Raw genomic sequence first — 19,643 nt, forward strand, 5'->3', positions numbered from 1 at the left:
TTTTATACTAATGCGATTGCTGCCGCTTGTGCTAATTGCAGCTCTGGCGGTATCCTGCAAAACAGAAAAAGTTCTTCCGCAGCAGGAAGGCGTAAAAGATATTGCCGGCAACTGGCAGGTCATCCGCGCTACCCGTAACGGTACCGATCTGACCGCCCTGGCAGACTTTAGCAAGTTCCGGATCAATTTTGGTACAGGTACCTATAAACTGGAAAACAAATTACCTTTCCTGGTTACGCAGGATGGGGCCTTTGCTTTAGACGATCCCCAGTATCCGTTTAAAATCACGTTCACAGCTGCCGGCGCAACGCCAATCTCTACGGCATTTACTTACCCCATTGTTAACGGTAAAAGGCAGTTAAGTTTGACTTTCAGTCCGGGTTGTGCCAATAATTCCTACGTGTATGTACTTCAAAAAGTCAATTAAAAAGGCCGAAACCAATTCAATTATGAGATCATATTTACATATAAAGGGTAAAAATTTATGGAGGATGTGTGCCTGCCTTATTTTGGGTATTGCACTGGCCTGCTGTGGTGAGCAGATAACCGGTGTAGACCAGCCGGATACCGCTACCGTTGGTGCTACCATACCCATTACCGTGCATATTTCTATCCCAACTGCCGGCAACGGCGGGCCGGATTACTTAATCTTAGGCGTGCTTGTTCCTAAAGGCTGGAAAGCCGCACAGAACACAACGGTTGGCTATACCAGTCCAACATCTGGCAACGGCACAATGACCCTGGTACCGGATGGTACCTTACCGAAAAATGGCGGCGGGTTAACCTGGTCGGCCTATATGAAAAAAACGTTTGGTAACGCGGGCAACCTGATAGACGATATGGAATGGGTAGCTTATCAGTCGGATAAATCCTTTACCCATAACGGCAATACTTTTACAGCCGATCTGAATATCAGAATGAAGGTAGCTGCTGATGGTAATAATACCCTCGTCAAACTTTCGTACGTGATTGCAGATACGGGCAACGGCTTTACCAGTGACGGTAATGGCACCTACTTTAGCCAGGTGACCAAGCCATGTTTTGAAGTGACCGGCGGCACAGGTGATATTGTAGATTTTTGTAATCCGCAACTAACCATCGTAGATCCGCCAAAATCTCTTGACAATGATTTTGTGACCCTCACCTTTGATGGCAACGTGATAGCAACTCCGCTTAGCGGTGAAACCGAACTTTACCTGTGTGCTACCGCATACACCAATGATGGCAAAACCATTACCGTATGCGAACAAACGGATAAGACCCGGATGGTGCAAACATCTGCAACCAGTAAAAAATACCAGGTAACCTTTTGGCCCAAGTCCTTTTTTGGCACTACCGACGCGCAAACCATCCTAAAAATGGAATACTTCGTAACCAATAAAGCCGGTACCAGTAAAGTGGGTTACGGTAATACACTGGCACCTTTTGTTTACACCTTTAAGTGCGGGTAATAACGCTTTCAATCATCATTGGCCTCCTGTAAAACAGGAGCCTGCTAAAACGATATTTAATTTTTTGCCAACAATTTAAACTTTATAAAATGGCTGACTGCTACTTAAATAAATATTTTACGGCTTTGGTAATCCTGATGCTGGCGCTGGCGACAACCGGCCATGCCATGCAACAGGATACGACCGCTAAAAGCATGACCCGCCCCGGCATGGCGGGCGGAATTTTGCTGGACGAATATGGTAATGCCTTTAGGGGCGTTAAAATAGCCGTTAAAGGCACGGGGGATACTGTTACAACCGATAAAACCGGGCGCTTCGAAATAGCTGCAGGTATAAACAGTGTCTTAATCTTTAGGTATCCCAATTACAATGTACGGCAGGTGACTGTAAAGACTAACCAAGAACTGACGGTAAGAATGTTGGATACTTACATTAAAGCGCCGGCCACCATTAATGTATTGTATGGTACAGCTAAAGCAAGTAATTTTTTAGGTGCTATCTCAACGGTTTATACCAACCAGCTCACTACCACGCCCGCAACGCTTTACACTTATGCATTGCCCGGCCAGCTAACCGGGTTGTATACGCAGCAGTTAAGTGGCTTTACCGCCCCGCAGACTACAGCGCAAACACATGGCGACTTTGTTGGTAACGTGGTGGAGCACAATAACTACTCGGCTAATGATAATACCGAATTTGGTTTATCGCTGCGCGGGCAAACCCCAATTACGATTATCGATGGTGTGCAGCGGGAAATTTCTTCAATCGATCCGGAAAGTATCGAATCTATATCAGTTTTGAAGGATGGCTTGTCTAACATCCTGCTGGGGGTGAACAGCTCCAGAGGCGTTATTTTAGTTACCACTAAGCGCGGAACCATTGGCGCGCCTAAGATATCTTTTACCGCACAAACGGGCGTTCAGCAGCCGTTGGGCCTGCCCACTCCGCTACCGGCCTACCAGTACGCTTATTTATATAACGAAGCCTTGCAGAATGATGGTAAGCCGCCGATTTACAGCGCTGCAGATTTTGCCGCTTACCGTGACCATACCGACCCTCTCCGCCATCCGGATGTGAATTGGTACAATACCATCCTGCGCAAAAGTTCACCCATGACCAGTTATAAGCTGAATGTAAACGGCGGATCGGAAATTGCGCGCTACAGTATCTCTTTAAATTACCTGGACCAGGCCGGTATGTTTAAAACCGACCCCGCAGTAACTTATAATACCAATAACGAACTGAGCCGCTATATCATCAACTCGGATGTAACCGTTAATGTAACCAAGAAATTTACCGTTGATTTGCAGTTATTTGGCCGCATTCAGCAGGGTAATCAGCCTGGCGGGGGTTATGGCAGTATATTAAACCAATTGTATTCAACGCCAAACAATGCCTATCCGGTTCGCAATCCCGACGGATCATTTGCCGGTACCACCACCTTCACTAACAACTTATTGGCGCAATCACAGTATTCCGGCTATTTACAGACCAGCAGCAATGACGTGCTGGCCAACCTGGATCTGAATTATGATATGAGCAGTATCACCAAAGGTTTAAGCGCTAAAGCCAAAGGCAATCTTTCCTTATCATCGCAGAATGTATTGAATCGCGGTCTTCAGAACAATGCTTACACGATCAAGTTAGACAGCACTTATGCAGCCATAGGGGGTCCTGTTTCGCAAAAGAACGATTATTATAACGCAGCTACCGCACGGTATTCGTTTGCACAACTGGCCCTCAATTACGACAGGACCTTTGGCAAGCACAATTTTACCGGCTTGTTGATGTATGATACCCGTAACGTGAATTTGAACTACGATTTAACCAGCGTAACTACCAACGAGGCTTTTAAGGCTGGTTATAACTACGACGGGAAGTATTTTATTGAAGGCGCTGTAAACCGCAGCGGCTATAACCGTTACCCCCCAAACAAACAGTTCGGGCTTTTTTACGCCGGCGGCATTGGCTGGCAAATGGCGCAGGAAAATTTTATAAAAGACAACTTTAGCTTTATTAATTCCTGGAAATGGCGCGCGACCTACGGCCGTACCGGTAATGGTAACGTAGATAATTTCGGCTACTATAACTTTTCGCAAACCTATGGCTCGCCCAACGGCTACCAGTACAGTACCGGAACCTTACGGAGCGATGTGCAAGGTATATTCGCTAACGCGCTGGCCAACCCCTATATCACCTGGGAGAAAGCCGATAAGTTTGACGTTGGTGCAGATATCGAGCTGTTTAGCAACCACTTCAAGATCTCCGCCGATTACTACCGAGACAAATACAAGGGTGTACTGCAGATCCGCGGCAGCAATATTGCTTTGCTGGGTATTCCTTATACCGCCGAGAACATTGGTGTAAACTTATACAAGGGCGGCGAATTCACATTAACTTACCAAAACCATATCAATAATTTCAACTACTTTTTATCGGCTAATGCCTCTATCCAATCAACTAAAATCATCTATAACGATGAGCCGGCTTCACCATATCCCTGGCTGCTGAAAAAAGGGAGCTCCCTGAGCGCTATTTATGGCTATACCGCACTGGGTTTCTTTAAGGATGCGCAGGATGCGGCCACCAGCGCCACCACGACCGGTTACAGCGCACAAGCGGGCGATGTGAAATACAAAGACTTGAACAATGATCACATTATCAATCAGTTTGATATTTCGGCCATTGGCGGGCAGAAAGCGCTTGTTTTTTACGGCGCATCTGCGGGCTTTAATTATAAGGGTTTCAGCCTGAGTATGATTATCCAGGGGCTTGCCAACAGGGAGTTGATGTTCAATAATGCGATGGTCAACCGTTTTGCCGGGATAGGCTTCCTGGGCTTAACTGCTGCCGGGCAAGGGTATGATAATCTTACTGGTAGGTGGACGCCGGAAACAGCCGCCACGGCAACGCTTCCGCGCCTGTCGTTAAATAATGCCAATAACACCGCTAATTCAACATTGTATCTCCGTTCGGGCAATTACATCAGGCTGAAAAATGCCGAGATCGGTTATAACCTGCCTTACACATGGGCTAAAAAGCTCAGGCTATCGGGTATCAGGGTATTCGCCAACGGCGAGAACCTGGCAACCTTATACGGATATAAGGGCATCGATCCGGAAGTAAGCAACGGTGCGTATCCAATTCAAAGAGTAGTTAACGCAGGAGTAAGCATCAAGCTTTAATTTTTTGCCATCATAAACATACGATCATGAAAAATTATAAAAATATTATAGCGGTCCTGGCACTGATAATCATGGCAATAGCCGGCTGCAAAAAATACGAACAGTTTCCCGTGGATAAGGTAGGATTGTCGCATGTATTCGACAGTAAGGACTCTGCCGGTGTAAGCGCCCAAAAGTATCTCTACGGCATTTACTCCGTGTTAAAGAATGGCCATAACCGGGTATCAGGCGATTATTTGGACGCAGCTGGAGATGATGCCATTTCATCCGCATCAGGCCCTACCAATGTGGCCACAATATTATCTACCGCCTCTTACAATTCTTACACCATCCCTGCAGACGAAAACCTTTGGGCAACTTATTACGCCGGGATCCGCCAGGCAAACGAGTTTGTAAACAACATTGATGTAGTACCCGTACTGGCTAAATACAACAATTACTCCATGAAGTACGTGTGGAAAAGCGAAGCGCGCTTTTTAAGGGCGATGTTTTATTTTGAACTGATTAAACGATATGGCGGTGTGCCGCTGATCGGTAATAAAGTTTTCACCATCAACGATGATGTATCGCTGCCAAGAAACTCTTTCGACGATTGCGTAAAATACATTGTAAGTGAATGTGATGCCATAAAGGATACGATGCTGGTTTATCCGGTAGCGGACCCCAATTCAGATAGCCACCGGCCAACAAAGGGAACGGCCCTTGCGTTGAAAGCCAAGGTGCTTTTATACGCGGCCAGCCCCTTATTTAACGGAGGAAACATAGACCCGACCAACACCCTGACTGGTTATACCGGCTTTAGTGCCGACCGTTGGGCAGCTGCAGCGCAGGCCGCTAAAGATGTAATGAATTTGGGTACTTATGCGCTTTTAGATAATTACAAGGATATTTTCCTCACGCAGAATAATTCGGAGACCATTTTCTTTAGGCAGGGTGGTACCGGGAACGGCATAGAAACGGCTAATGGCCCGGTAGGTTTTACCGGCGCTACCGGTAAGGGCGCTACCAGCCCTACACAAGAATTTGTGAATTCCTTCCCGATGGCAAACGGACTGGCGATTACGGATGCGGCATCAGGCTTTGATAGCAATAAGCCGGATGATAATCGTGATCCAAGGCTTACTTACAACGTCATATACAATGGTGCGCAATGGCTTAACACACAGATCCAAACATTTGAGGGTGGCCAAAGCAAACCTAACACGGCTTTACAGCAAACTAAAACGGGGTACTATCTGCGTAAGTTCATGGGCAACTTTGAGAATACCAACACCTACAGTTCGCACAATTCCGACTGGGTAATTTTACGCTATGCAGATATCATACTGGCTTATGCAGAGGCTCAAAATGAAGCGGCAGGTGCAACGCCGGATGTATACAGCGCATTAGGCAGCATCAGGAAACGCGCTGGCATTACAGCCGGCACAGGCGGTTTATATGGTTTGAAGGCCGGCATGACGAAAGACGAAATGCGTACAGCTATCCAGAATGAGCGCAGGGTAGAACTTGGGTTTGAAGAAAGCCGCTACTGGGATATTCGCCGCTGGAAAATAGCCGAAACCGTAATGAATCAGCCACGCTTAGGTGTAAGTATTGTAAAGATCGGATCGGGCTTTAACTATAACCCGCTTACGGCACTGGCTACCCAGTTTGTTGCCCCAAAAATGTACTTGTACCCGGTACCATACGATGAGGTACAAAAAAACCCTAATATGAAACAAAACCCCGGATGGTAATTCCTCAGGATCAATTAAACTAAATTAATTAAGCAGTTATGAGAAAAATAATACTTTTCTTTCAAATAATACTTGCATTGCTACCGGCGGCACTGTATGCTCAAAGTACAACTATTACGGGTAAGGTACGTGATCTTACGGGTGCATTACCCGGTGTATCCGTTGTTGAAAAAGGATTTGCTACCAATGGCGCTATCGCTGATGTTAACGGTAAATTCAGCCTCACGCTAAGGGGAGAAAGCAGGGTGGTGGTAGTCCGGTTTATCGGTTACATTACCCAGGAGGTAAAAGTAACCCTTGGAAAACCCTTGGATATTATACTGCAAACCAGCACTAATGGCCTGGATGAGGTATCGGTAGTGGCTTATGGTACCCGTAAACGTATTACCACCACAGGTTCGGTAAGTTCTATATCTGCCAGCGAAATACGCACGGTACCTACGGCCAACGTGCAAAATGCCCTAACCGGTAAGTTGCCGGGCTTCTTTTCCCAACAGGGATCCGGGCAGCCGGGTAAGGATGCATCAGATTTTTATATACGTGGGGTAAGTTCGCTGAATCCCGATGGTAATAAGCCGCTGATCATCGTGGATGATATCGAGTACAATTATGATCAACTGCAGCAGATCAATGTAAACGAAATCGAAAGCATTTCCATCCTGAAGGATGCATCCAATACGGCTGTATATGGTATTAAAGGGGCCAACGGAGTGTTGGTCGTAACCACCCGCCGCGGTAAATCCGGCATACCCAAAATAAATTTGAGGGTTGAAGGGGGGATGGCGGAGCCTACAAAAAAACCGGTATTTCTAGATTCGTACAACTCTGCGCTGCTAATTAACGAGGCACAGAAGAACGACGGGCTGCAGCAGTCCTTTACGCAGTCGGATCTGGATCATTTTAAAAACAATGATGACCCGTACGGCCATCCTAATGTGAACTGGTACGAAAAGGTTTTTAAGAATCAAACCTTCCAATCTAATGCCAACCTTGATATCTCGGGCGGGACCAATGCGCTGAAATATTTTGTATCAGGAGGAGCCTTAAACCAGGGCGGTTTGGTGCGCGACTTTGCCGACCCCCAAAGTTTGGTAAATACCAACTATTATTTCCGGAGATACAACTTCCGCTCTAACCTGGATCTGAAAGCTAACAAGACGCTTGATCTGCGTTTGGATGTAACCACCCGTTTCTCCGATCTGAATCAGCCCTATAATCAAAATGCGGTTGGTGAGGTTTATAACTTTACTAAACAGACACCTTTTACCGCGCCCTATTTAAATCCGAACGGTACTTACAGCTATGCCTATTCAAATTTTAACCCCGATCACCTGCCAACGCTGAATGCCAGGCTGGCAACCGGAGGTTACCAGCATTCCCGCCGTACGGATTTTAATTTCCTTTTCGGTGCAAATCAAAAACTGGATGCCATTACCGATGGGCTAACTGCAACGTTGCGGGTAGCGTATTCCAGTATTGAGCAATATACCAAACAGATCTTTAATGGAGGTATCCCCGCTTATCACTATGACCCCATAGCCGATAGTTATGCACTTAGGCCCGGTGCTACTTACGTTTACGATACTTATGCTTTAACCGGTAATACCGATATCAACACCAACAATTATAACTTACAAGCCTATTTAAATTATGACAGAAGTTTTAGTAATACCCATCACTTCTCTGGCCTGTTGTTATTTAACCAAACATCAAATACCTTATTTGCGTATCCCTTATTAACCGGCGATCTGGTAGGTGTGCCGCAGAAATTCAGGGGCGTATCGGGCCGGGCCAGTTACGATTACAAACAAAAGTATCTGATAGATTTCAACGTGGCGTATAACGGTACCGACCGTTTCGCGGCAGATCATCGTTACGGTGTATTTCCGGCTGTCAGTCTGGGCTACAACCTGGCTAAAGAATCTTTTTTTGCAAAGGCATTGCCCATGTTCAGTTTATTTAAACTGCGTGGCAGCTACGGCATAGTGGGATCTGATGCAGCGCCAGGCAACCGTTACGTATACAACCAGGTTTATAACACAGGCGGAGGTTATAACTTTGGCCAAACCCAGCAGCCCTACGGATCCATTTACGAAGGATCTTTAGGTAACCCTAATGTGGTATGGGAACGTGCCCGTAAGCTGGATATAGGTTTGGATATGAATTTATTTAAAGACAAAATTTCGGTAACGGTTGATTATTTCCACGATATCCGCTTAGACCAGTTAATTACTCCGGGCAGTACACCATTGATATTAGGGGTTGGCCTGCCTGCGGTAAACATCGGGAAAACCCGCAACCAGGGTTTCGACGGCAGCATTAGCTACCACAGTAACATTGGCGGCTTTCAATACAATGCAGGTTTGGTGTTCTCATACGCCAAAAACAAGATCTTGTATATGGATGAGGCGTCACCGGCTTACCCGTACCTGGCGCAAACCGGCCAGTCAATCGGCCAGCAATTCGGTTACCATTCGCTGGGGTATTATACAGCGGCCGACATTGCTTCAATTCCTGCTTATAAAGCAGCCCATGAGGGCTCTAATGCGGGTAACCCGGTTGCAGTACCGGATAATGGAATTCCGCTACAACCCGGCGACTTGCGTTATCAGGATTTAAATGGCGACGGTATCATCAATGTATTTGATAAACGCGCAATTGGAAATCCAAACCTGCCCAATACCATTTTAGGCTTGTCATTACAGGGGGTGTATAAAGGCTTCAGCGTGAGTGTATTATTCCAGGGTTCATTCAATTATAGCTTTGCCGTTTTGGGTACAGGTATCGAGCCGTTCCAGAGCCAGTTTCAGCCAATTCACCAGGAGCGCTGGACGCCGGAAACCGCGACTACAGCCAACTTCCCCCGTTTAGGTTTAAACCCTACATCGGTAAACAGCCCAACAGCTTACTTCAGCGATTACTGGCTGATCAACGCGTACTATATCCGGTTAAAAACGGTTGATATCGGTTACCAGTTGCCAAATAAATTATTGCCATTTAAAATAAGCAATGCGCGTGTGTATATGAGTGCTTACAACTTGCTGACTTTTAATAATTACAAGAAATATCAGCAGGATCCGGAAATTTCCACCAACACGGCGGGGGATGCTTACATCAACCAGCGTGTCATCAATCTGGGGATCCAGCTAGGCTTTTAGTAAGTTTTAAATCAAGTGTTAAGGGTTAGCGTTAGTAGCGCTAGCCCTTTGTTATTTTAAATGTCGAAAAGGCAGGGGTAAGCAAACAAAGTCAAGACAGCGGCTGAATTTGTTCAGGATGGCACAATGTTCGGGCATGTTCGGGCATGTTCGGGCATGTTCGGGCTTGTTCGGGGTGGTTTACAAATGGCCGGAATGCGAACGCGAACACCACCTGGTATGGCCCCGCTTGCATTGACACCTATAGGAACACTATATTTCTCGGTCCATTTTATACATTAGCAATATGTTTCCTACAATAGGCGATCTTGTTTACTACATGTTCGGGGTAAGGTTTACCTTCCCGGTGCAAACGTTGGGTTTCTTTATTACCCTGTCGTTTTTGCTGGCATATTTGGTGTTTACATCGGAGTTTAAGCGGTATGAAAAAGACGGGAAAATTCAATCCTTCAAGCAGAAGGTGCTGGTACGGCAACCCGTTACCCTGATAGATTTGCTGGTTAATTTTGCGCTGGGCTTTGCCTTCGGGTTTAAGGTGATTGGGGTAGCTTTCCAATTCGCCCATTTTCAGTCTGACCCCAGGGGGTATCTGCTATCTGGAGAAGGCAATTGGGTGGCAGGTTTATTGGCAGGTTCAGCTTTTGCTGCCTGGGCATATCTAGACCGAAAAAAGCACGCCTTACCACAGCCAAAACTAGTGGAACAAACCCGTCACCCATACCAGTTGATGGGGCTTATCGTATTCAGTGTAGGTTTCTTTGGCTTCATCGGCGCAAAGCTTTTTGATGCTGCCGAGCATGTCGATCTGTTAATGGCCGATCCGATCCGCACTATTTTCTCAACCAATGGCTATGCCTATTACGGGGGATTGATCTTCGGCGCACTTACCTATCTGTATATCGGCTACCGGCACGGTATGGCACAGGTGCATTTAGCGGATATCGGCTCGCCGGGCATGATGCTGGCATATGGCATTGGCCGTATTGGCTGCCAGCTTTCCGGAGATGGCGATTGGGGGATTGTTAACCCCTATACTCAACCCGGCTGGCTTGGCTGGCTGCCCAATTGGATGTGGGCGTTCAAATATCCACACAATGCCATCAACGCCGGCATCTCCATTCCCGGCTGTACCGGTAATTATTGTAACCAACTGGTAAACGCCGTATACCCAACCCCGTTTTATGAGTTAACACTCTGCATAGCTATGTTTTTGGTGATGTGGGCAGCTCGGCGCAATATTAAAATACCGGGATTAATGTTTTCTATCTACCTCATCCTTAATGGTGGAGAACGGTTTTTGATAGAACATATCCGGATAAATTTTTATTACCGCTTTTTAGGCTTTACATTTACACAAGCAGAATTATTAGGCGGCTTGATGTTGCTTGGCGGACTGGTGGGTGTTACGATCATTCTCGTTAAGCGTTACAAAAAGCCGGGCCGGGAATCTGCATCATCCTGATTAAATAAAATTATTAATTTCCCCCTGATGAAAAGGCTTGCGCTGGTTGCTTTATGTGTTTGCGGTATCATACTTTCCGCTTTGGCTCAAATCGCTGCGCCGGCTGCAATACAAAATCTCAGTGATATCAGGTTCACAGTAGAGGAGGCACCGGAATGGTCGGCCTTACTAAAGCGGAACTTCGGCTGGTTTGGTGGTGATGGCATATATACCATACCCATGAACGGTGTGGAAGGCAGGCAATCTAAACCTAATGATAAAGTGCTATTCATCTTCAGCGACAGCATGATAGGGGAGATAAAGGATAATACCATGCAGCCGGGCTATAAAATGATCCATAACTCCCTGGCTATCCTCAACGGTAACCAGCCACTGGAGAAGCAGATGAAGTTTTATTGGGATAAGGATGCCAAGGATCAACCGGAATCGATCTTCATACCAAAAACAACGCAAACCGATAGCAACGACTATTACTGGCTGGGTGACGGCTTTGTAAATCAATACAATGCCAGTACCTACATCTTTGGTTACAGGGTACGCAACGTGAGCAGCGGCGCGTTTGGTTTCAGAGAAGTAGGCAATACGCTGATCAAAATTCCGGCTGGCAGTAAGCCGCCCTTTAAGGACGCAGAGCAGATGGATACCCCATTTTACCTCACCGATGGGGGAAATGATATAGGATCTTTTGGCGCGGGGATTTATGTAAACACAAAGGAAGCTGGCTCATTAAAACCCGATGGCTATATTTACATATATGGGGTTAGAGGGATGGCTAAAACCCTGCTGGTAGCACGTGTACTGCCAAAAGATTTTGAAACTTACACAAAATGGACTTTCTGGAATGGTAGCAATTGGGTGAGCGATATGAACAAGGCGGCCGATGTAACTACAGGGGTTTCTAATGAACTCAGTGTATCTGCCTTGCCGGATGGGCGTTATGCGCTGATATTTCAACAGGGTGGTATGAGCACAACCGTTGGGATGCGGATAGGGGCGAGCCCTGCAGGTCCATTTGGGCCGGTTATAAAATTGTGGGATTGCAAGCCCGACCTTGTAGAGAAGACATTTGTAGTTTATAATGCCAAAGCCCACCCGTCGTTATCTAAACCCGGGGAATTGCTGATTAGCTATAACATCAACTCGGTTGAATTTATAAAAGATCTTGGCAAGCATCCCAACCTGTATCGCCCACGTTTTATCCGGGTGAAATTTCAATAATTCTCTATTTAATTTGCGACTTAATGAATAATCCTATACTTTAGCTAAATCAATTTAGCTTTTGCTACCAATTAAACTTCGATGAAAAAACTTTTAATGCTTTCAGCAGTGCTGGTGATGTGCAGTTTTCAATTAAAAAAACCTGTTAAAATAGTATTTTTTGGTGATTCGATCACTGAGTACGGCACAAGACCCGACGGTTATATTACCCTGTTTCGGCAAAAATTAAAAGACAACAACAAGTCGGCCGACTATGAAGTAGCCGGCGCGGGTATTGGCGGAAATAAGATCTATGATCTGTACCTCCGTTACGAGGATGACGTGTTAAGTAAAAACCCGGATTTCGTTGTGATCTGGGTAGGGGTAAATGATGTTTGGCACAAGCGGCTATCCGGCACCGGAACAGATTATGATAAATTCGGCAGGTTTTATACTGCACTTATAAAAAAGTTACAGGCAAAAGGTATTAAAGTAACACTCTGCACACCGGCCGCAATTGGCGAAAAAACCGATTACACCAATGAACTGGACGGCGACCTAAATAAATATTCGCACAGCATCCGTGAACTGGCGGTGCAAAACAATTGCGGCCTGATAGATCTCAGGAAACTGTTTCATGAATATGGACTAAAAAATAATCCGCAAAACCTGGATAAAAATATTTTAACCGGCGACGGTGTGCATCTTAACCCGGCAGGTAACCAGTTTGTAGCCGATTTGATGTACCAGTCGCTTATTAAATAATTAGTTGGTTTATATATTTTGGTTTGAAGGAGGCGGGAGCGCCTCCTTCTTTAAATCGATTAATGTAACCGCCTCTGAAAAGTCTTTATATATACCTCATCTGTAAATGGAAAAAGCGCTAAAGCTCTGTGCCTTTGTATTACTTATTACCGGTAGCTTATCTGCTCAGCAGGCCAATTTGGTTAAGTACGTAAACACCCGCCAGGGCACTAACACCAGGTACGAATTTTCATATGGTAATACCTACCCGGCTACAGCACTGCCTTTTGGTATGAACACCTGGACCCCCCAAACCGGTAAAAATGGTGATGGATGGAAGTATCAGTATTTTGAAAAAAAAATCCGCGGGTTTCAGCAATCGCACCAGTGCAGTTCATGGGTGAATGATTACGCCGTATTCTCCCTGATGCCGGTTACCGGTAAGCTAACAGTTAATGAAGATGAACGTGCAGCAGCATTTGATCATGCCAACGAGATTGCACAACCCAGCTATTACAAAGTAAAACTAGATAATAATATAACCACCGAGATGAGCCCAACCGAACGCGGCGCCCACCTGCGTTTCAGCTTTCCTAAGGGGCAGTCATCTTACCTGGTTCTGGATGGATATACAAAAATGAGCCAGGTAATTATCGATCCGGCGAAACGCACGATAAGTGGTTACGTGAATAACTGCCGCTGGGCACCACAGAATTTTAAAAACTACTTCATCATTACTTTTGATAAGCCTTTTGCTGATTATGGTACCTGGGAAAATATAAAAAATACTACAAAAGCAAAAGAATTAACCGCAGAAGGAATAGGTGCCGGGGCTTATATAAAATTCAAGAATGGCGAAACCGTACAGGCCAAAGTTGCATCATCTTATATTAGCCCGGAGCAGGCATCTGTTACGCTCAAAACTGAGTTGGGTGGCTATAAATCATTTGATGATACGCATAAAGCAGCCGACGAAGTTTGGAATAACTTATTGGGCCGCATGGCTGTTGAAGGTGGATCGGAAAAGGACAAAGCGACTTTTTACTCCTGCCTTTATCATGCTAACCTGTTCTCACACCAGTTTTTTGAGTATGGCAAGGATGGTAAACCTTATTACTATAGTCCGTACGATGGAAAATTGCATGACGGCTTTATGTACACCGACAATGGATTTTGGGATACCTTCCGTGCGCAATTTCCGCTAAATACGGTGCTGCATCCAAAAATGGAAGGGCAGTTGGTTCAGGCTTTGCTGGATGCACAAAAGCAATGCGGCTGGTTGCCAGCTTGGTCGTTCCCGGCAGAAACGGGGGGCATGTTGGGAAACCATGCAATTTCGCTACTGACAGACGCCTGGGCGAAAGGCATCCGCACCTTTGATCCGAAGCAGGCATTGGAAGCCTATTATCACGAAGCTACAAACAAGGGCCCTTGGGGAAGCGCTAACGGCCGGCCGGGCTGGAAAGAATATTTTGCCAATGGTTTTGTGCCTTATACGAAGAAAACAGAGGGAGCTACCGCCTGGACGCTCGAATTTGCCTATGACGACTTTTGCGCTTATGCTTTGGCAAAAGCAACCGGTAATACCTACTATGAAAATGTCTTTGGCAGGCAGATGTATAACTACAAGAACCTGTTCGACCCGAAGACCCGGTTTATGCGTGCCAAAGATGAAAAAGGCAATTGGATAGAACCGTTCGACCCGATGGACTGGGGTGGGCCCTACACAGAGGGTAACGCCTGGCACTGGACCTGGTCGGTTTTTCATGATACGCAGGGGCTTATTAACCTGATGGGGGGCGATCATAATTTTACATCCAAAATCGATTCCGTTTTTAGTGAACCTGGCACCATCAAAGTTGGCGGATACGGACAAGTAATTCATGAGATGACCGAAATGGCCGAATTTAAAATGGGACAGTTTGCACAGGGTAATGAGCCTATTCACCACATGCTATACATGTATAACTACGCCGGCCAACCATGGAAAGCCCAGATGCATTTACGTGAAGTGATGGATAAAATGTACAATGCAACAGAAAACGGCTATCCCGGCGATGAAGATGAGGGCCAGATGTCATCATGGTTTGTTTTGAGTGCCGCAGGATTTTATAGCGTTTGCCCGGGAACAGACCAATATGTGATCGGTAGCCCCTTGTTCAAAAAAATGACCATCGCTCTGGAAAACGGAAATAAATTCACCGTAGACGCAAATAACAACAGCCCGCAAAATGTGTATATTCAGTCGGCCACTTTAAATGGCACGCCGTACACCCACAACTTTATTACGCAAAGCGATATCATGAATGGTGGCACACTTCGCCTGGAAATGGGGCCGAAACCAAATTTAACCCGGGGGTTAGCTATTGCCGATAAGCCGTTTTCGTTGACCACAGCCAAATAGGATCAGGAGTGTTTTTTGGAATTTTGTTAGATTATTGCGGAGACTTATTTAGTAAAAGTAGCAAGATAACCACGAAAATTGGGGATAGCTTTGGTTGCTGTAAAGAATTCGTTTATTTTACCGAACCAATTTTAACAAAATTCAATCCTGCGTATGGACAGCAAGCCAAAGTTTACCGAACGTAAATATCTCGTCATACTGTTGTTTGTTACTTCCCTATTCTTTCTTTGGGGCTTGGCGTTAACACTTGGAGATACGCTTAACAAGCATTTCCAGAACGTTCTGCACGTTTCCAAATCCAGATCGGCCTATGTGCAATTGTCGTTATTTGGTGCTTATGCTGTTATGGGTATACCGGCTGGCTTATTTATGAAACGGTTCGGATATAAGAGCGGTGTATTGCTGGGCTTATGTTTGTATGCCACTGGCGCGTTTCTATTTATCCCTGCAGCAAATGCGCAATCCTTTAATTTTTTCCGGATTGCATTATTCATACTAGCCTGTGGCCTCGCAACACTGGAAACCGTGGCGCACCCCTTTGTAGCTTCTTTAGGCGATCAGCGTACCAGCGATCAGCGGATCAACTTTTCTCAATTTTTCAACGGCCTGGGCGGCATCCTTGCACCGTTCATTGGAGGCTACTTTATTCTTCAGGAAGGCCGGGAGCACTCAAATGATCTCATCGCTGTAAAGAATTTATATTTCATCATCGGTACAGTTATAGTTATAGTGGCCGTGCTGTTCTCCTTTGTGAAGGTCCCGTCATTAACTGATCCGCATGCTGTTTCGCCTCAAATGGATGCAGTAGGCGGGAAACACACCGAATCCAAAAGCTTGATCCAGCATAAGCATTTTGTTTTTGCGGCAATTGCCCAGTTTTTTAATGTTTGTGCACAAGGAGGCACGTGGGCATATTTTATCAATTATGGGCATGATATTATGGGGTATTCATCTGCAACTGCCAGCTATTTTTTCGGAATCAGTTTGCTTATGATGGTGATTGGCAGGTTACTTGGAACGCTGCTGATGCGGTATTTTGTTACACCCAGCAAGTTGCTCTGGATCTTTGCATTGTGCAATGTCTTCATGTGTTTGGTCGTAGCACAAAATCTGGGGACAGTGTCGTTCGTAGCCCTCATCATGATCAACTTTTTCTTCAGCATCATGTTCCCAACCATTTTTAGCCTGGGGCTCAAAAACCTCGGCAAGCAAACAGAACAGGCTTCGTCGTTTATTGTAATGGGCGTAGTAGGTGGGGGCATATTTCCCATTTTAATGGGTTTGGTTGCCAACCATAATGTGGCAACTGCTTACTATTTACCAATAATTTGTTACGCAGTCATTTTTGTCTTTGGCTTTAATTATAAGCGTTTGAATAAGGCTGCTGTAGAAGAATAAATGCTTACACAAACAGAGTAGGTAAAGCTCCATTTTAAACTGAATCCTCGCATTAAATCGTTTTATAACAGCGGAGTATTAATGTTGTTAACTATATTATTTTATATTTGAATTTAATAAAATAGCACGTGAAAAAACTTTCTATAGTTGATATTGCCAACCACCTAAACGTATCAAAAACCACCATATCGTTTATTCTCAACGGCAGAGCGCAGGAAAAGCGGATAGGAAAGGAATTAGTGGAGCGGGTTCAAAAATTTGTTGATGAGGTGGGTTATAAGCCAAATTCACTTGCTAAAAGTTTACGCACCGGCAAGTCTAATATCATAGGGCTGATGGTAGAAGATATCTCCAACCCCTTTTTTGCTGCTATTGCCAGGCTAATAGAAGACCGGGCTTATAAAAACGGTTACAAGATTATTTATTGCAGTACCGATAATGATACGGTAAAGACGCAGGAACTGATCAACATGTTTCGCGACAGGCACGTGGACGGTTATATCATTGCCCCGCCTGAAGGTATTGAGGAGGACATCAACTCTTTGATTAAAGACGGCATGCCGGTGGTGTTCTTCGACAGGCATTTGCCTAACGTCAGCACTGATTATGTAGAGATCGATAATCTATTTGGTACTTATAATGCTACCCGTCATCTAATTCAGCAGGGGTACAAAAAAATTGCCTTTATCACTTTTAAATCGCTGCAAACACAGATGACTGCAAGGGTACAGGGATATAGTGATGCGTTGAAGGAAAGCGGCTTTGAACCCATGATAGAAGAGATTGTATTTAACCCGGATGAAGAGCAGATCATCGAGCCTATTCATACCTTTCTTACTAATAACAAACAAATAGATGCGGTGATATTCGGTACCAATCACGTAGGTACCTGCGGGTTAAAGGTTATCAACGCGCTGGGTATCAAAGTTCCATCAGAACTTGCGGTGGTATCATTTGATGATTACGACGTATTTAAACTCTTCTCGCCCCCGGTAACTGCATTGGCTCAACCTATAGAAGCCATTGCAGATAATGTGATCACAGTGTTGCTTAATAAGCTCAACGCTTCCTCCAAAGATCATAAGCCCCAATCTATCATTCTCAAAACTGATCTCAATATCAGGGGATCTTCTAAAATGAAGCAATAAACTTTTTGGTCAATTCCTGTCCACTTGGAGTTGTTGATTTAGCAGCAAACTGCGGGATTAAAATATCGCCAGGGTGTAATTATTATTCTGATAGGTTGTATGGCGACGGGTTGTTTCTTTAGAAGAAAATTATAATTTAGCGGGATCATCTGCCGTTGTTTACTTGGGAGGTTTTGTGCCTTTGAGGGCGTATTGCCCGATGCCGATTGTAACCGATCCAGGAATACCGAATAAAATGCCAAAAGGGAAAAATTACGATTCTGATTTTTGTGGAAGTCTGCCACTTAGCCATATCAATATCATCCAGGATTATGGTTACTTACTAGTTTTAGAAAACGATACGCTCCGTATTATCCAGGTGAGCGAAAATATTGCTGAGTTGCTGTCGTTGGATTTGGATACCATAGTTGGGAGTTTGCTTGCAGATTACACCGATGCATCTATAGTTTCCGAATTAAAACAACGTTTCGGTGAGCAGATAAAAGATAAGATACCTTTTATCCTGCAGCTCGGTGATCAAAAAATGGCAACTCTGGCACATTTTAGGAGTGATTGCCTGGTGCTTGAATTAGAAAAAGCTAACCCGGAGAATGAGCGTTCCTTCACAAGTGTATTTGATGATTTAAGGTACGCCATGGCAGCAATTGAACATGCCGGCAGTATTGAAGAAGTAAGTGAAATTGCCATTGCCGAACTACGTAAGATTAACGGATTCGATGGGGTTATGATGTATCGTTTTGATAGCGACTGGAATGGTACCGTGTTAGCTGAAGAAAGGGTTGAAGGGCTGGAGAGTTACCTGGGCCACACCTTCCCCGCCTCGGATGTGCCTAAACAAGCAAGGCAATTGTATCTGCAAAACCCATACAGACTTATTCCAAACCGAAACTTTAAGCCGGTAAGGCTTTATCCGGTTATTAATCCGCAAACAAAAACTTTTACAGATCTGGCCGATTGCAACCTAAGAGGCGTTGCTGCCGTGCACCTGGAATATTTAAAAAATATGAATGTGCAGGCATCCATGTCTATCCGTGTGATTTATCATGATCAGTTATGGGGCCTTATTGCCTGCCACCACTTAACACCGCGCTACCTTAGCCTGGAACTTTGCGGCGTGTGCGAACTGCTCTCGTTACTTATATCTAATAAGGTTACTGCAATTTTATACAAGCAATCTTTTGAGGAAGAATCCAGGCTGCAGCAAATTCAAACAGCTTTAGCATCGGCAGTGTACGCCGAGAACGATTTGGTTGCCGGGTTAATGAATGCTGAAAAGACAAACCTGTTGCAGTTATTTAATGCGAATGCTGCAGTAGCTGTAGTTGATGGGCAACAGCATATAATAGGCGATGCCCCGGATGAATCCTTCATCGAAAACATGGTGCTTTGGTTACAAAACAAGCAAACCGACCGTGTTTTTGCTACAGATCAATTGCCCGAATTGTTTGAAGACGCTCTGCCATACGCTGAATCCGCTAGTGGCGTATTGGTTATACCGGTTGATGCTGAAACAGGTGATTTTATCATTTGCTTCCGGCCGGAGGTGGTACAAACTATCAAATGGGGTGGCGACCCCAATGCTGCGATAAATTTTGAACCTGATGGTAAAAACTATCATCCAAGAAATTCCTTTAAAATATGGCAGCAAACCGTGCATCACACCGCCATATCGTGGACAGAACAACAACTGAGGGCAGCAGAAAATCTGCGAAGTTTTATTTACGAATTTATTACCCGCAAAATATAAATTAGATTTTGGC

Annotated in this window: 12 protein-coding genes; all 12 read left to right on the forward strand. The window is 45.1% G+C overall.

The window, feature by feature from the left end; all coding sequences use genetic code 11:
- The first annotated feature begins 10 nt into the window (after positions 1-10).
- The 12 genes from A0256_12895 (at position 11) to A0256_12950 (ending at position 19,630) form a co-directional block, all read left to right on the forward strand.
- Positions 11-427 carry a hypothetical protein gene (locus tag A0256_12895; GenBank protein AMR32252.1) on the forward strand — a complete coding sequence of 139 codons (417 nt, stop codon included), beginning with the start codon at positions 11-13 and terminating at the stop codon, positions 425-427.
- Between the two features lie 64 nt (positions 428-491).
- Positions 492-1,451 carry a hypothetical protein gene (locus A0256_12900; GenBank protein AMR32253.1) on the forward strand — a complete coding sequence of 320 codons (960 nt, stop codon included), beginning with the start codon at positions 492-494 and terminating at the stop codon, positions 1,449-1,451.
- Between the two features lie 89 nt (positions 1,452-1,540).
- Positions 1,541-4,636 carry a SusC/RagA family TonB-linked outer membrane protein gene (locus A0256_12905; GenBank protein AMR32254.1) on the forward strand — a complete coding sequence of 1,032 codons (3,096 nt, stop codon included), beginning with the start codon at positions 1,541-1,543 and terminating at the stop codon, positions 4,634-4,636.
- A 26-nt stretch (positions 4,637-4,662) separates the two neighbouring features.
- Positions 4,663-6,372 carry a hypothetical protein gene (locus A0256_12910; protein ID AMR32255.1) on the forward strand — a complete coding sequence of 570 codons (1,710 nt, stop codon included), beginning with the start codon at positions 4,663-4,665 and terminating at the stop codon, positions 6,370-6,372.
- 38 nt (positions 6,373-6,410) lie between these two features.
- Complete coding sequence (locus tag A0256_12915; GenBank protein ID AMR32256.1) at positions 6,411-9,530, forward strand: SusC/RagA family TonB-linked outer membrane protein; 3,120 nt, start codon at positions 6,411-6,413, stop codon at positions 9,528-9,530.
- Between the two features lie 319 nt (positions 9,531-9,849).
- Positions 9,850-10,992: a diacylglyceryl transferase gene (locus A0256_12920; protein AMR32257.1), complete on the forward strand. Its 1,143-nt coding sequence runs from the start codon at positions 9,850-9,852 to the stop codon at positions 10,990-10,992.
- A gap of 27 nt (positions 10,993-11,019) precedes the next feature.
- Entirely contained in the window at positions 11,020-12,210 is a 1,191-nt protein-coding gene (locus A0256_12925) for a hypothetical protein (GenBank protein ID AMR32258.1), read from the forward strand.
- An 81-nt stretch (positions 12,211-12,291) separates the two neighbouring features.
- Positions 12,292-12,954: a G-D-S-L family lipolytic protein gene (locus tag A0256_12930; protein AMR32259.1), complete on the forward strand. Its 663-nt coding sequence runs from the start codon at positions 12,292-12,294 to the stop codon at positions 12,952-12,954.
- Positions 12,955-13,060: 106 nt separating this feature from the next.
- On the forward strand, positions 13,061-15,337 hold the full coding sequence (locus A0256_12935) for an alpha-mannosidase (GenBank protein AMR32260.1): 2,277 nt from the start codon (positions 13,061-13,063) through the stop codon (positions 15,335-15,337).
- Positions 15,338-15,490: 153 nt separating this feature from the next.
- Positions 15,491-16,735, forward strand: a complete 1,245-nt coding sequence (locus A0256_12940; GenBank protein AMR32261.1) for an L-fucose transporter — start codon at positions 15,491-15,493, stop codon at positions 16,733-16,735.
- Between the two features lie 128 nt (positions 16,736-16,863).
- Positions 16,864-17,883, forward strand: coding sequence for a LacI family transcriptional regulator (locus A0256_12945; GenBank protein ID AMR32262.1), 1,020 nt, complete (start codon positions 16,864-16,866; stop codon positions 17,881-17,883).
- Between the two features lie 235 nt (positions 17,884-18,118).
- Entirely contained in the window at positions 18,119-19,630 is a 1,512-nt protein-coding gene (locus A0256_12950; protein ID AMR34542.1) for a phytochrome, read from the forward strand.
- Positions 19,631-19,643: the final 13 nt, after the last annotated feature.

Origin of the sequence: Mucilaginibacter sp. PAMC 26640 (genome assembly GCA_001596135.1) — a bacterium.
Taxonomy (GTDB): Bacteria; Bacteroidota; Bacteroidia; order Sphingobacteriales; family Sphingobacteriaceae; genus Mucilaginibacter.

Excerpts from the sequence above, each read along its gene's own strand:
- A0256_12900 (AMR32253.1), top strand. The coding sequence starts at position 492 with ATGTGTGCCTGCCTTATTTTGGGTATTGCACTGGCCTGCTGTGGTGAG.
- A0256_12915 (AMR32256.1), top strand. The coding sequence starts at position 6,411 with ATGAGAAAAATAATACTTTTCTTTCAAATAATACTTGCATTGCTACCG.
- A0256_12940 (AMR32261.1), top strand. The coding sequence starts at position 15,491 with ATGGACAGCAAGCCAAAGTTTACCGAACGTAAATATCTCGTCATACTG.
- A0256_12920 (AMR32257.1), top strand. The coding sequence starts at position 9,850 with ATGTTCGGGGTAAGGTTTACCTTCCCGGTGCAAACGTTGGGTTTCTTT.
- A0256_12935 (AMR32260.1), top strand. The coding sequence starts at position 13,061 with ATGGAAAAAGCGCTAAAGCTCTGTGCCTTTGTATTACTTATTACCGGT.
- A0256_12925 (AMR32258.1), top strand. The coding sequence starts at position 11,020 with ATGAAAAGGCTTGCGCTGGTTGCTTTATGTGTTTGCGGTATCATACTT.
- A0256_12950 (AMR34542.1), top strand. The coding sequence starts at position 18,119 with ATGCCAAAAGGGAAAAATTACGATTCTGATTTTTGTGGAAGTCTGCCA.
- A0256_12905 (AMR32254.1), top strand. The coding sequence starts at position 1,541 with ATGGCTGACTGCTACTTAAATAAATATTTTACGGCTTTGGTAATCCTG.
- A0256_12895 (AMR32252.1), top strand. The coding sequence starts at position 11 with ATGCGATTGCTGCCGCTTGTGCTAATTGCAGCTCTGGCGGTATCCTGC.
- A0256_12910 (AMR32255.1), top strand. The coding sequence starts at position 4,663 with ATGAAAAATTATAAAAATATTATAGCGGTCCTGGCACTGATAATCATG.
- A0256_12930 (AMR32259.1), top strand. The coding sequence starts at position 12,292 with ATGAAAAAACTTTTAATGCTTTCAGCAGTGCTGGTGATGTGCAGTTTT.